Here is a 13296-nt window from a genome sequence, read left to right as displayed (position 1 = left end):
AATACATATAAGACACATCAGGAAGAGAAGCAATTCCTGTGCCATTCTGCAGCTTCCCGAAATCAGGCGGCAACTATCTCAGGCGGTTGATCCCTGTTTTATCGCGTTCGCCTGAAAGGAGGGGGCAATCTTGCAGAAAACCGCGTGATTGCCTTGTGTTACACGCATAATTCCCTTGCTTGTAACGTATCCGGGAACTTGCTGATCCCGTGGATGCGGGAAAGCAATATGGGTAATTTGTGTTATGAAGTATGTAATGAATTACATAGTTGGGCGCGCGGGACTGACGTGGAGGCATTCGTGCAGAAAACACCCCATTCAGAAAATACTTGACAAAAATATAAACCCTTTTATTAATATAGAATCCTTAAACTACATAACCCCGTCTTGAGTTGTTCAAGCAGAAAAATAATAGAGAAATGAATAAGAAACGTACTCTCAGAACATTGTTTTTCCTGAAATTCGCGGTCATAGGGCTGCTGGCATTTTCCCTGCGGTATGAGTTTCGAGTCGAGACAGAAGCGCTTGAACAGACCGGCATCTTCACCGCGTATACCGCAACCGCCGCCGAAACCGACAGCACCCCTACGATAACTGCGAGCAATCAGAAAGTAAGAGACGGAATCGCTGCCAATAACTGCCTTCCGTTCGGAACGAAGATCAGGGTGAATGACAGGATTTTCGAAATTCAGGACAGGATGAACCGCCGGTACGGATGTGAGAATTTTGACATCTATATGTGGGAGTATTCTGAAGCAGTTGTTTTTGGAAGGCAAAAGCTGAAGTACGAGATCATCTGATTCCGCTTCAGTGTGGGCCTGATACCACTGTCTCCGGAGGTAAGAACCCGGCCTTTTCCCGGCACTCTTTTTTTATACTCTATGCCAGTACTCCATGCTTTGCAGACTGACTCTCCCACGTTCCTTTGATAAAAATCGTCTTTTGGGTTACCATCTTTCATTCATGAAAAGGAACGCTGACAATTATCGCGGGGCAGGGGAAGCCGGCTTCCCGCATCACGCCACATTCCGCACGAACAGGTCCGGATATGTCTTTGTGATGTTTGCTGCGGTATTGTGGGCATGCTCAGGGTCTGCTGCCAAGTTTCTCTTCAACAGCGGCGTAACCCCTTTCCAGCTCATACAGCTCAGAACCACGATGGCAGCGGCTGCACTCCTGCTGTGGATTGCGGTCCGACGGCCTTCTCTCCTGAGAGTGAGCCGTAAAGACCTTGCCTTTTTTGTCTTCCTCGGGATGAGCCTCGCCAGTGCACAGTTTACGTATCTCTATGCGATCAGCAGGATTCAGGTGGCAGCAGCAATTCTCCTGCAGTACCAGGCACCCCTCTTTGTGGCACTCTATATGGTTGCCTTTACCCGTACGAAGATTACGGCCAGGACTCTTGCTGCAATGGCAGGAGCGCTCTCCGGCTGCTATCTTGTGGTCGGCGCGTACAGCATGGACCTCCTGCATTTGAACAGTGCCGGCATTCTCTCGGGGGTGGCTTCTGCAGTCGCCTTTGCCTGGTACGCCGTGCAGAGTGATATCGGGATGCGGACCTATTCGCCGTGGACCGTTCTCTGCTATGCCCTTGTGTTCGCTGCGTGCGCATGGAACATCCTCATCCCTCCGCTTCAGGCCTTTACCTTCTCCTATACCACTGTGCAATGGTGGTGGATACTGTTTATCGGCATAGTGGGGACTATCCTGCCCTTCGGGTTTTATAACAAAGGGATACGCCTCATCCGGCCGACCCATGCAAGCATTACTGCTACCCTTGAGCCGATTACCGCCGCATTTATTGCGTATATTTTATTGGGCGAAACCATGGAACTGTGGCAGGTTGTTGGCGCGGGCCTCGTCATCTCCTCAATCGTATTTCTCCAGACAGGCCGGAAAAGCGTACAGAAAAATAGCATCGCATCCTGACCTTACCCGTGAGACCCGAGTGATGATACTGCAACTGTTGCATCACACGTTCTCCGGGTTAATGTTTCTTGACTACCCTGGTCACTTCGATATCAACCGATACGAGAGTGATGAAGCGGAGCGGATTGTTCGATGAAAGCCGGGGAAAGACTTTCCGCCTGGTGGGGATGATGATCCCTTCATAGTCCCTGTGATTCCCGCTGTAGTGCGCAGCCTTTGCCCATTGCCCGAATACTTCCGCAGTGTAATCATGGCGCACAAGGAGATATTCCGGATCAAAATAGAATACCTGTTCCCTGCAATGCGTAGGAATATTCGGGGGGAAAACCGCATGAAGCCTTCTGAGGGTTTTCCCATTTTCCTTCCAGGGCGCAATCTCTGTGACAGAGAAGCCGGGACCTGCAAGGAGGAAAGGCAGATTCAGATAGTTCCATAAGGCATATCCTCCGAAGTAAAGCACATCAAGTTCGTCCCAGAGGATGTTTCTCTTCAGGCTGCCAAAATATGCGCGCGGGTCATGTCTCTCCTGTAATACTCTGTTATTCCTGTCGGCAATTCTGACAATGTCTCCCTCGAATATGCCTTTCTGCCCTTCGACAGGATGCGGATGTATGACAGTCCTCGCTTCTGTTGTGGAAACGATTACTTCTACAGATTTGAACGCAGAAGACTGGAATCGCAACGGAAGGGCGATCCCGCCTGTATGAACGCGAACCACGAATTCCTGAACCGAGCGCCATGTCCCGATTCCCCCGTGAGCCTCAATTGCTTTTTTCAGCAGCTCACAGCAGTTCCTCAGATCGCCTTGTGTGGATGACAGCATGGATTCTTGTGAAAATTATAGCAAAATCTGTATGAAAACCTGTATGCTCAGCGTTTTTCATAATGGTAGCCTTGAACTGCAGAAATACACTATCAAAAAAATTTTCTATGACTTCCAAAAGCCCGTACAAAGAATCTGGATCATCAGACGAATAACGTATGGCACACGCAGATCACCTCAGAGAATTCCGAGAAATTGCAGCCCGTCTTTGAGAAATATCAGCGCAAGCACGAGGAGAATGACCCCGAGCGCCCGAATAGTGAAAAGGTACTGATGACTGTTGAGAAAAGGTCTTGAGGTATGCACGATCAGGGCAACCGCGATCTTGGATCCCACCAGAAAGGCATAGAATCCTGATATGAACAACACTGCGGACATGAAATTGATCGCATACGCCCTGAGAACTGTCGGAGCCCCTACCATGATCCAGAAAAGGTAGGGATGGGGGCTCAGGAAGTTTGTAATTATTCCTTTGCGGAGAGATCTTTTTTCCGACCGGGGGAGCAGGGGTTCTGTCCCTTTGACAGTAATGCTCTCGTATGCCAGATATCCTATGAAACACGCTCCCATAATTGACATGGCGCCAAGGAGAAGATGGGAATGGGCAATTTTCGCGAGGAAATAGAGGGATATGACCACTATCGGGAGGTCGGTCAGGACCGGTGCCATGGCGACAGCGATGCCGGCTTTCCTGTCGTGTTTCAGTGTTTCAGATATGACCAGAGTCAGCAGGGGACCAGGAGAAATGCCTGCAGCAAGACCAAGGATGATACCTGATATGAGAAATGAGATCGCGTCACCCACGGCTGCTCCTTTCCGTGAAAAGGTATTCGGCTTTCCCGCCCGGATATGTCCGGTGGTTGCCATGCTGCAGAGTACGAGGGAATTATAGCGTACTTAACCCGGATTGTCGCGCAGTCAGCGTCAGCCCTTGTTCCTGCTTCCGACACGCGGCATACGGGGGAACTCCCGCTTGCCCCATATTATTCATACATTTTTCTGATTGTGCTGAGGACAGCGTATTTTTTTCTCATTCTCGGTCGTTCCTTCCTGCAAGGCTTTTGCCTCTTTATTTTCACATAGTGTATTTGACTATCAGCAAAAGAATCCGCGCAAATACGCTATCCTCAGCCACTCTTCCTATTTTTATGAATAATATGGGTTAATGCATGATTTTGTGTTTTGCCATAGGCAGTATTTTCGGGCGGGGGAAAATGCGAAAGAGAGATAATCCTATAAAGGGGGGGCAGGGTTCGCCCCCCTTGTGGGTTACCCCAGAATTGACGTCAAATCTTTATCAGGAGTGGTAATCGGTTGAATCCCGAACTGCTTCACCAAGACATCAAGCACATTCGGCGACACGAAGGCCGGCAATGAGGGGCCGAGCCTGATATTCTTTATGCCGAGATACAGGAGCGTAAGAAGAATGGCAACCGCCTTCTGTTCATACCAGGAGAGCACGAGCGAAAGGGGGAGCTCATTCACCCCGACGTTGAGTGCCTTCGATAGGGCGAGCGCGATTTGGACTGCCGAATACGCATCGTTGCACTGGCCTATGTCAAGCAGCCTCGGGATACCCCCGATGTTCCCGAGGTCTTTGTCAAAGAAACGGAACTTCCCGCAGGCGAGGGTAAGGACCACACAGTCTGCAGGAACCTTTTCCACAAATTCGGTATAGTAGTTTCTCCCGGCCTTGGCTCCGTCGCAGCCGGCAACCAGGAAAAAGTGCCGTATATCCCTGTTCTTTACCGCTTCAATTACCTGATCCGCAACGCCAAGCACGGTATTTCTTCCAAAACCTACCATAACCGACTTGCCGTTGACGTCCTCAGGAAAGCCCGGAAGTGAGAGTGCCTTTTCGACGACGGGCGCGAAGTTTTTGTCTGCGATGTGTTTCACCCCTGTCCACCCTGCAAGCCCGGTGGTGAATAAGTTGTCCTGATACCCCTCACGCGGTTTCTGGAGGCAGTTCGTGGTCATGACAATCGCTCCGGGGAACTCGGAGAATTCCTTCTGCTGGTTCTGCCACGCGGTCCCGTAATGTCCGTAAAAATGGGGGTATTTTTTCAGTTCAGGATAGCCGTGGCCCGGGAGCATTTCTCCATGGGTATATACAAATATCCCCTTTCCTGCGCTCTGCCTGAGTATCGCATCGAGGTCTTTCAGATCATGCCCTGAGACGAGTATGGCCTTGCCTTTTTTCACTCCAAGCGGCACCTGTGTCGGAACCGGGTGTCCATAGGTGCCGGTATTGCCTGCATCGAGGAGCTCCATGGTTTTCAGGTTGATTTCTCCGCATTTCAGCACGAGGTTCAGCCAGTCCCCGAGCGCGAGGTCTTTCCTCAGCATGGCTGCCAGCGCTTCCTGGCAGAACGCGTAGACTGCCTCATCTTCCTGTCCGAGGATCTGTGCGTGGTCTGCATATGCCGCAACTCCTTTTATCCCGAACAGAAGTATATGCTTGAGGGAGCGGATATCAGGATCGGTATCATCTGAGTGCAGCCCCACAGATTCACCCTGTCTTACCATCCCCTCCAAGGTGGGTTCTGGCTGAAAATGTGCAGGTGCATCAGGGAAATCGATTTTCCCTCCTGCTGCGCCGACCTTCTTCTTAAGGTCTTCCCTGAGCTGCACCGCGGTGTTGATGAGCGCAACAAATCTTTGCGGATCAAAATCCACATTGGTCAGAGTGGAAAACAGCGCCTCAACAGTGAAGACATTTGCTTTCCTGTCACTGATTCCCAGTTTCCTTCCCTCGATTGCGTACAGGGAAACGCCTTTCAGTGCATATACCAGAAGATCCTGAAGCGCTGCAACGTCAGGCTGTTTTCCGCATACCCCGACATTCGTACACCCCTGCCCTTTTGCGGTCTGTTCACATTGATAACAAAACATTTTACGTTCCTCCTTTCAGGAATAATAAAGTATGTGCGTTTGGTGCAATTTCCTCTTACAGAAAATTTACCGGAGAAAGAAGAGAATATCCTTGACTTAAGTCAAGGGAAGAAGGAAACGAGCAATACACTGCGGATTGCTGCAACCGAGACCGGGGAATGTGCAAGTAAATAATGTCCCGGTATTCTCATCTCAGTTGGTGGACTGTCAGTGCCAGTACAGGGAATCTCAGGGGAAAAACTGGTACAATACTCCTGAAACGCCATGATTACGATCGATATCCCCGGATACGGACTTCTTGTGCTTGAGTATTTTGTTACCGACTTTTCGGGCACGCTTTCCGAAGACGGGAAAGTGCTGCACGGACTGAGAGAAAAACTGAATATGCTCTCGCAGCGTCTCAGCATCCATGTGCTGACATCGGACACATTCGGGAAGGCAGAAGCCGAACTTGCAGGGGTAAACTGTATCCTGCATGTGCTGGAGGGAGAAGGGCACCTGTACCAGAAAGAGCAATATGTATTCGCACTTGGTCCGGACAGGGTCGTTGCCCTCGGCAACGGCAACAATGACGCCGCCATGCTCAGGGCTGCGGGATTAGGGATTTGCCTCTGTCTCGCAGAAGGCTGTTCGGCTGAAGCCCTTAAAGCTTCACGGGTTTTTGTCAAATCCCCTCAAGACGCAATTGACCTTCTTCTCTTTCCCAAGCGTCTTATCGCAACGCTCAGGGTATGACATGTGGGGCGACAGGAATGCGGTGAATAATCAAGGCCACTGTCTGCTCCAAATACTTAAGGCAGCCGGAAGGAGAACCGGCTGCCTTAAGAAGGATAGTGAGATGACAGCCAGGGGGGGCTGGCTGTCCGGAGGGAAAGTGAGAATACGACTTGCCGGCTGTTACATGCAACCATATCTGCCAGGTCTTCCAAATGTCCTGCCTTTTGCCTTTTCCCGTATCTGCAACCTGAGCTGGCGGATATCATCCTTCAGATCTGCGATGGTATCCGGCGGGGTATCAGGGTTGCGTTGTGCTTCAAAAAATTCGAACTTCTTATTATGGAGTTCCCTTCTCAGGTCTGCAGTGCTGTCAAGAAACTTCTGGTCAAGCATGTCCCTCTTGCCCGGTCCGTGACCGTGATAACCCGGACCTTTCATCGGGAGCTTCTCACCATACACCGGACAGACCTGGTCTTTGCCGAACCATCCCGGGCCGTGTGCATAGGCGACTGCTGCAAATATGAGAAGCGTTGCTCCTGCCAATACCGCGATTAGTTTTTTCATTGCCCAACCTCCAAATGAATTGTACTCTTGATTTTAGAATACAGGAACGCTTGTGAAGAAATGATGAAGACAATATGAAGAACCCATGAATATTTTAAAAAGGGCCGGTGCAGGGTATCCTGTGCAGGGAAACGAAGGGACTGAAAATCCCGGTAAGGACGGGAAATAATGAAAGGTTATCGCAGGGTCTGCTTGTCCGAGTCTGCACTTCCTGACAGCATATTCTTCTGCCCGTTCTGCCTTATCGGATCGACACCGATAGTAACCCAGCCTTCCGAGCGGAGAAACTGCGTGATCTTATTCGCTGAGATCATCTCCTCAAGCTGGTATGCATGAACCTTTCCGGTTCTGCCATTCCTGTATTTGACGGTTATGAGCATTGTTGCACAGGGCCTCTTCTGTTAATGCTACAATCTTCTTTGCCAACTGTCAATTGCATGGGAGCGGGCCCGGGTGTTTACTCAGACAATTATCTCCCGACAGGCGGGAGGAGGATCCGGCTTCGGCATCTGTTCCCCTGTTTCTGATAATCCCCACAACGCTGAAAAATCTGCTATGTGGATGCGGTCCATCTCTCCATATTGTCAAGGAGGCGGACGAATTCGTGCAGGACAGCCCTGTTTCTTTCCGAGATATCAAGAAATTCTATCCCGATCTGGTAACGCCGCATATCCCCATGTGGTATCTCATTGCATGATGCAATACGACCGCTACATTTGATTGCCTTGTCTTCGGTAAACGCGATTTCTATCGGAAATATTTGTTCTTTTTCGATCGGCTGCTCACTTTCCACAAGCATTCCGCCGAGGCCGATTGTTTTCACTTTGAACCTCTCGTGAAAACTCAGGAGGGCCATTTCCGGATCTTCGATCGTGAACCGCACATGCAGTCGGGTGCTTTTGATCTCAGATACGTTCACCTGCTTATGCAGCTGTTTTTTGTGGGTGTCAATGAAATGTTCAATTTCAGCCTTCATGTCATTGGTGACAGGGATGAATTTCATTCCCGCCCGGTAAACCGGGATGATATTGCCGGAGGTGTCGACCAGGCTTTCGCTCAGGAAAGACCATATGACGACCCCTCTCAGGGATAATATTCTCCCCTTTCCCTCTATTTTCAGGTCATATTCACTACCGATATCCAATCGTTTGTTGACCTTGAGCGCAACCCCGCCGATACTGATATCATAAATTTTTACATTCTTTGCGAATGTCATGGTCGTGCTGATATCCAGAATATCAACGACGAACCGTTTATAGCGTCTTCTTTCCTTCATATGGAAGATATAGGGTGCAACTCCTCATATATTATAGCCAGAAAATACTCATATTGACAGAGATGAAATGCGGGAAATGATATCCTGAAAAGATATCCGCATCTCATTGACAAAACCCGGAGTTGCTGGTAGAGTGTGAACTATGTACGGGAAAACAGAGTTTCTGCTCTGTACGATTCTGGTGCCCCTGTTCTTTTCAGTACCGGCCGTATTCGCGGAAACCGGCAGGGACACCTGCGAAGGCAAGGGAATAGTGATGAAAAACCTTACCTTGGTCGACCTTCGTTACAAAAAAAACAATAATGACTGCACCATTCTGAAGCGCAATTATATGGTTGACATACTTCAGGGAGATACTATCGAACTGTTTACCGATTTCACCTGCCATACACCATACTGCAGAGGCCCGATCACATATTCAGAGTTCAAAGCTGTAGATTCAGACGGAAACTGCAGGGTAAGGCTTCTCCTGGGCTGTTCCCTCAGTGATATGTAACCGGACATCGGAATGCCGGATATGCAACTACAAAGAATGCCTCACAGTATGTGACACATTCCCTGACGGGGATTGTCGCATACTGAATATCAGGCAGCATGCGTGTATCTGCAGGCAGGCATTACTGTTCGGCAGGTTCTTCCTGTATGCCATCCATCAGAGAGATGAGTATCTTGTTATTGACCAGCATTGTCATGAAATTGACACCTGCCAGTATTTCTATAAGAATGATGTTCCACGGTTCATCCATTTGTACCTGGATTTTCCCTTTTATCTGTTTATCAACCACGAGAAAAAATCCATCCTGTCGGGCAGCATCTGCCAGGAGCGACAGGACGTGAGATAGCTCGCCGTCATAAAGATCAAGACTGATCGTCTTTCCCTCAAACTCGTCCAGAATAATCATCTTTTCAGTTCCTGTACCAGATTATATATTCTACACCTTTGCCAGGGATATGATAAGTAGCTGTTTTACCATAGATCCTGCCGGGGTGCCCTTGTGGACGGGTGCAGGATACGCTACAATAAAAATATATTTCTTATTTACGTCACCTATGAAGGTGTACACTACTACTGCAGGGAGGAAACGCCTGCCATGGAAGAGTCAAAACTTGAACAATGTAAAATAGAAAGGGAAAAAGTAAAAAAATTCAGGGAAGAAATCCCTGATATTGTCAGTCAGCTTGTACTTTCATGCAATACCGAGGAGTGCTTTGATCATGTGGACCTGGAGCCTTTGCCTTCAAGAGAAGCAGTCATCGGCATCATTCATATGGCCTGCCGGATTCTCTACCCGGGCTATTTTTCACAGATCCGCATCGACAAAGTCAATATCCCGTACTTTTTCGGTCAGGAAATAACCAACTTTTTTGAAGGGCTTTCCGACCAGATTACCCTCGCAATGCGTCATGAATGCCGCCGGCATGATATGGTCTGTGTAAACTGTGAGGAGCGTGGGCAGGAGATCACCGCAAATTTCCTGAAGGAACTTCCGCAGCTGAGAAGGCTCCTTGCAAAAGATATTCGTGCTGCACACGAGGGGGATCCGGCAGCAAAGAGCTATGATGAAGTCATTTTCAGTTATCCGGGGCTTTTTGCGATTACCGTATACCGGATAGCCCATCTGCTTCACAACCAGGGCGTATCATTGATTCCCCGGATAATGACAGAATATGCCCACAGTATGACGGGAATTGACATACATCCGGGCGCACGGATAGGTGAAAGTTTTTTTATCGACCATGGTACCGGAGTAGTGATAGGGGAGACGACGAGCATTGGCAACCGGGTGAGGATCTATCAGGGAGTGACACTCGGGGCCCTTTCGCTGCCCAAGGACGCGGTGGAACGTCTCAGGAGCCAAAAACGTCATCCAACCATCGAAGATGACGTAGTGATTTATGCCGGGGTGACCATACTCGGTGGCGAAGCAGTGATCGGGGCACGCTCTGTGATCGGCGGCAATGTATGGCTCACCGAATCTGTGCCGCCTGATACAAAAGTGTTTATGAAAAAACCCGAACTGGTATACAAATAACACGTGGTTCCGCATCTCAATAATGCTGTATCAGGAACCGCATGAGAGAATGGAGAAATCGCCATGTCTGAGATTTTTCTGGATATTGCACAGACGATAGGCGCTACCCCGCTTGTCCGTCTGAACAGGATTGCCAAGGATACAGATGCAACCATCCTGGCAAAACTGGAGTTCAGAAACCCACTCGGAAGCGTAAAGGACAGAATCGGGTTGTCCATGATCATATCTGCAGAAGCAGAGGGCCTGATACACAGCGATACGGTAATCGTTGAGCCGACCAGCGGCAATACGGGCATTGCACTTGCCTTTGTATGTGCAACCAGACAATACCGGCTTATCCTGACCATGCCGGAGACCATGAGCATTGAGAGGAGAAAGCTCCTGAAGCACCTCGGCGCAGAGATAGTGCTGACCCCGGGAAGTGAGGGGATGAAGGGTGCGATAAGGCGGGCCGGAGAGATTGTTGCGGCGACAGCGCATGCCTACATGCCGGATCAGTTCAGCAACCCGGCAAATCCAGATATTCACCGGAAAACCACTGCAGAAGAAATCTGGCGGGATACCGGTGGTGCGGCTGATATTCTTGTTGCAGGGGTTGGGACTGGAGGGACTATTACCGGTGTTTCCGAGGTGATCAAAGAGCGCAAACCGTCCTTCAGGGCCGTTGCCGTTGAACCGGCAGATTCTCCTGTATTGTCCGGCGGTGCACCCGGTCCCCATAAGATTCAGGGGATAGGGGCGGGCTTTATTCCCAAGGTGCTGAATACCCGCATCATTGATGAAATTGTCACGATATCAAATGCTCAGGCGTTCGAAACCGCGCGGATGATGGCAAAAGAAGAAGGAATCCTGTGCGGCATCTCTTCTGGTGCAGCTGTGCGGGCTGCCCTTCAGATTGGCGCACGGCCGGAAAATGCCGGGAAGCAGATTGTGGTAATTCTTCCAAGCACCGGTGAACGCTATCTGAGCACGGATCTGTTTCAGGACTGACAGATACTCTCCTCCAGAATCGCAGAACACTATACTCCACAGAATATAACGCAAATTACCTATTCATAGGAAGTCCGCTACACAATTTCAGAGGAACATTCCTAGCCCAGAGTATTACTGAAGCGTGGAATAACAGAAGAGATGCGGTATCAGCGCGGATTTACAGAGTGTTCGATGCCATAAAGCGAAGAACACTCTGTACCTCGGAGGTCTGCAACGCGGACCGAGAATGAGCGATGATATTGCATCTCTTCTGTATTGAGCAAGAAATTGTGAATACATGGGCTGTGTGTTGATGCGCGATTGCAGATCATCATTACTCCGGCTGCTTATGGCTGGTACACATAGCAAGAATGTGGTATACGATTTGCATATTAAATAATATAGATATAGTATAAAATAAGAGTAATACAACTCGCAGAATATAGGAAATGCAGGGATCAGGTGGTACGAATATTGCAAAAACAATTTATGATGAATAATATTCTCCAGAAAATAGCGAGGGCCCTTGCGGATATATGGAACCGGCTTGACATCGAGAAGGCGCTTGTCAGACACGAGGAATTCGTTCCCATTCTGATTCCGGAAGATACGAGACCATCCAGGGATAAGGAATGAAAGAGGGGAATATGGCCATGAAAGACTGGGATATTTTTGAAGAGATTATAGATCTGGGAAAAAGACGCGGGGTTATTTCTTACAATGAAATACACGAGGCATTTCCTTCGGAATTTGCATCGCAGGACGAACTGGAGGACCTTCTGGCTCTTCTCAGTGATATGGGCGTGCAGGTCGTGGAGAGTCATGATACGGTAACGGAAAATGAAGAGGATGATGCTGTAGGGGAGCGGGAAGGTGATGAAAAGACCGAAGACCTCGTCCAGGCATATTTCCGCTCCATGGGAGATATTTCTGTGCTCTCCAAGGATGAAGAGGGGGAACTCGCAAGGAGCATAGAACAGGGAAAAAAGATACTCCGGGAAACGATTGCCTCGCTTCCGATGTACAGGAGAATAAAAAAGGATCTGGAAGACTGGGATCACAGGGATACATATCAGACACCGGAGGAACTGGCGGATGAGGCGCTCAGAAAAAGCCTGGAAGTACTTGACGCTCTTATGCTTGAAGTGCGCAATACGGAAAGACTCCTCGGCGGAAACGGGGATCTGCAGGATGTCAGGAGATTCGTGAGGGGAAAAAGAAAAACAGCTGCAGGCGGTGACAAGATAAAGAATATTGTGAAGGCATTTCATGATGTCAGAAAACGCATTGAGACAGAGTCAGGAAGCAGATTTGAAGAACTGAAAACAACATATGAGAGAATCTCAAGGGCAAGGGCCCTTGTTGATGAGGCGAAGAATGCGCTGATAACCCACAATCTGAGGTTGGTGGTCAATATTGCCAAGCATTATCTCGGAAGGGGCCTCTCGCTCCTCGATCTCATCCAGGAGGGAAATATCGGCCTCATGAAGGCGATAGACAAATTCGACTACAAGCGCGGCTTCAAGTTCAGCACCTATGCTACTTGGTGGATCCGGCAGTCGATCACAAGGGCGCTCATTGATCAGACAAAGACCATTAGGGTTCCTGTCCACGTTATGGAACTCTGCAACAAGATTACCAGGACGTCCAAAGACCTTGTGACGTATCTCGGCAGGGAGCCCTCTGTTGAAGAAATTGCCGAAAGACTCGAGGTGCCTTCCAGGAAAATTGAGGAGGTGTTCAGGGCGATGCAGGACCCGGTAGCCCTTCAGACCATTATCGGAGATGAAGACGCAACGCTCGAGGATTTCATCGGGGACAGCAATACTCCGTCTCCATACGCTGATATGGAAAAGAACAACATTACCGAACAGATCCTCGAAGTCCTGCACACGCTCACACCACGGGAAGAGGAAGTGATCAGGATGAGATTCGGTATCGGCGCTGAAAGAGACCATACGCTTGAAGAAGTCGGGAGACGTCTCTCTATTACCCGTGAGCGGGTCAGGCAGATAGAGGCAAAAGCCATGAGAAAACTCAAGCATCCAAACCGGCTGAGGAACCTTAAAGTTCTGAATGCCTCATAG

Annotated in this window: 15 protein-coding genes; 8 read left to right on the top strand and 7 right to left on the bottom strand. The window is 49.3% G+C overall.

Translation table 11 applies throughout. The features are described 5' to 3' along the window. Positions 1-419 precede the first annotated feature (419 nt). Complete coding sequence (locus AB1552_00735) at positions 420-800, top strand: hypothetical protein (GenBank protein ID MEW6052301.1); 381 nt, start codon at positions 420-422, stop codon at positions 798-800. A 163-nt stretch (positions 801-963) separates the two neighbouring features. Beyond that, positions 964-1929, top strand: a complete 966-nt coding sequence (locus AB1552_00730; protein ID MEW6052300.1) for an EamA family transporter — start codon at positions 964-966, stop codon at positions 1927-1929. Between the two features lie 58 nt (positions 1930-1987). On the opposite strand, the gene AB1552_00725 is transcribed toward AB1552_00730, so the two are convergent. The 3 genes from AB1552_00725 to hcp all read right to left on the bottom strand — a co-directional run bounded on the left by AB1552_00725 (position 1988) and on the right by hcp (position 5647). After that, positions 1988-2752 carry a hypothetical protein gene (locus tag AB1552_00725; GenBank protein MEW6052299.1) on the bottom strand — a complete coding sequence of 255 codons (765 nt, stop codon included), beginning with the start codon at positions 2750-2752 and terminating at the stop codon, positions 1988-1990. Positions 2753-2929: 177 nt separating this feature from the next. Further along, a complete protein-coding gene (locus AB1552_00720; GenBank protein ID MEW6052298.1) occupies positions 2930-3556 on the bottom strand; it encodes a LysE family transporter in 627 nt (208 codons plus the stop codon). 465 nt (positions 3557-4021) lie between these two features. After that, the gene (gene hcp, locus AB1552_00715; GenBank protein MEW6052297.1) at positions 4022-5647 is read right to left on the bottom strand and encodes a hydroxylamine reductase; all 1626 of its coding nucleotides are present in this window, start codon (positions 5645-5647) and stop codon (positions 4022-4024) included. Positions 5648-5911: 264 nt separating this feature from the next. Here hcp and AB1552_00710 point away from each other — a divergent pair, with 264 nt between their 5' ends. Next, entirely contained in the window at positions 5912-6382 is a 471-nt protein-coding gene (locus AB1552_00710) for an ATPase P (protein ID MEW6052296.1), read from the top strand. 162 nt (positions 6383-6544) lie between these two features. Here the strand turns inward: AB1552_00710 and AB1552_00705 are convergent, their stop codons facing one another. From AB1552_00705 to AB1552_00695, 3 genes are all read right to left on the bottom strand, one after another. Further along, positions 6545-6928 (bottom strand): hypothetical protein, encoded by a 384-nt coding sequence (locus AB1552_00705; GenBank protein MEW6052295.1) that lies wholly within the window; start codon positions 6926-6928, stop codon positions 6545-6547. 176 nt (positions 6929-7104) lie between these two features. After that, positions 7105-7308 (bottom strand): GSU3473 family protein, encoded by a 204-nt coding sequence (locus tag AB1552_00700; GenBank protein MEW6052294.1) that lies wholly within the window; start codon positions 7306-7308, stop codon positions 7105-7107. A 173-nt stretch (positions 7309-7481) separates the two neighbouring features. Beyond that, positions 7482-8204, bottom strand: a complete 723-nt coding sequence (locus tag AB1552_00695; protein ID MEW6052293.1) for a PilZ domain-containing protein — start codon at positions 8202-8204, stop codon at positions 7482-7484. A 142-nt stretch (positions 8205-8346) separates the two neighbouring features. On the opposite strand from AB1552_00695, the gene AB1552_00690 reads away from it, so the two are divergent. After that, on the top strand, positions 8347-8700 hold the full coding sequence (locus AB1552_00690) for a hypothetical protein (GenBank protein MEW6052292.1): 354 nt from the start codon (positions 8347-8349) through the stop codon (positions 8698-8700). 121 nt (positions 8701-8821) lie between these two features. Here AB1552_00690 and AB1552_00685 read toward each other — a convergent pair whose 3' ends face one another. Next, complete coding sequence (locus tag AB1552_00685) at positions 8822-9106, bottom strand: hypothetical protein (protein MEW6052291.1); 285 nt, start codon at positions 9104-9106, stop codon at positions 8822-8824. Positions 9107-9295: 189 nt separating this feature from the next. On the opposite strand from AB1552_00685, the gene epsC reads away from it, so the two are divergent. The 4 genes from epsC to AB1552_00665 all read left to right on the top strand — a co-directional run bounded on the left by epsC (position 9296) and on the right by AB1552_00665 (position 13296). After that, a complete protein-coding gene (gene epsC, locus AB1552_00680; GenBank protein MEW6052290.1) occupies positions 9296-10237 on the top strand; it encodes a serine O-acetyltransferase EpsC in 942 nt (313 codons plus the stop codon). A gap of 63 nt (positions 10238-10300) precedes the next feature. After that, on the top strand, positions 10301-11227 hold the full coding sequence (gene cysK, locus AB1552_00675; protein ID MEW6052289.1) for a cysteine synthase A: 927 nt from the start codon (positions 10301-10303) through the stop codon (positions 11225-11227). A gap of 471 nt (positions 11228-11698) precedes the next feature. Beyond that, entirely contained in the window at positions 11699-11845 is a 147-nt protein-coding gene (locus AB1552_00670; GenBank protein MEW6052288.1) for a hypothetical protein, read from the top strand. Next, the gene (locus tag AB1552_00665; GenBank protein ID MEW6052287.1) at positions 11842-13296 is read left to right on the top strand and encodes a sigma-70 family RNA polymerase sigma factor; all 1455 of its coding nucleotides are present in this window, start codon (positions 11842-11844) and stop codon (positions 13294-13296) included. The genes AB1552_00670 and AB1552_00665 overlap by 4 nt, the downstream gene beginning before the upstream one ends.

It is taken from the genome of Nitrospirota bacterium, assembly GCA_040754395.1.
Classification (GTDB): Bacteria; Nitrospirota; Thermodesulfovibrionia; order Thermodesulfovibrionales; family SM23-35; genus JBFMCL01.
Note: the sequence above shows the minus strand (reverse complement) of the source record. Positions and strands in the feature narration are given on the sequence as shown.

Coding starts and splice junctions, on each gene's coding strand:
- AB1552_00725 (MEW6052299.1), bottom strand. CDS start 2,752: ATGCTGTCATCCACACAAGGCGATCTGAGGAACTGCTGTGAGCTGCTG.
- AB1552_00670 (MEW6052288.1), top strand. CDS start 11,699: ATGATGAATAATATTCTCCAGAAAATAGCGAGGGCCCTTGCGGATATA.
- AB1552_00700 (MEW6052294.1), bottom strand. CDS start 7,308: ATGCTCATAACCGTCAAATACAGGAATGGCAGAACCGGAAAGGTTCAT.
- AB1552_00710 (MEW6052296.1), top strand. CDS start 5,912: ATGATTACGATCGATATCCCCGGATACGGACTTCTTGTGCTTGAGTAT.
- AB1552_00705 (MEW6052295.1), bottom strand. CDS start 6,928: ATGAAAAAACTAATCGCGGTATTGGCAGGAGCAACGCTTCTCATATTT.
- AB1552_00690 (MEW6052292.1), top strand. CDS start 8,347: ATGTACGGGAAAACAGAGTTTCTGCTCTGTACGATTCTGGTGCCCCTG.
- cysK (MEW6052289.1), top strand. CDS start 10,301: ATGTCTGAGATTTTTCTGGATATTGCACAGACGATAGGCGCTACCCCG.
- epsC (MEW6052290.1), top strand. CDS start 9,296: ATGGAAGAGTCAAAACTTGAACAATGTAAAATAGAAAGGGAAAAAGTA.
- AB1552_00695 (MEW6052293.1), bottom strand. CDS start 8,204: ATGAAGGAAAGAAGACGCTATAAACGGTTCGTCGTTGATATTCTGGAT.
- AB1552_00730 (MEW6052300.1), top strand. CDS start 964: ATGAAAAGGAACGCTGACAATTATCGCGGGGCAGGGGAAGCCGGCTTC.
- AB1552_00735 (MEW6052301.1), top strand. CDS start 420: ATGAATAAGAAACGTACTCTCAGAACATTGTTTTTCCTGAAATTCGCG.
- AB1552_00685 (MEW6052291.1), bottom strand. CDS start 9,106: ATGATTATTCTGGACGAGTTTGAGGGAAAGACGATCAGTCTTGATCTT.
- AB1552_00665 (MEW6052287.1), top strand. CDS start 11,842: ATGAAAGAGGGGAATATGGCCATGAAAGACTGGGATATTTTTGAAGAG.
- hcp (MEW6052297.1), bottom strand. CDS start 5,647: ATGTTTTGTTATCAATGTGAACAGACCGCAAAAGGGCAGGGGTGTACG.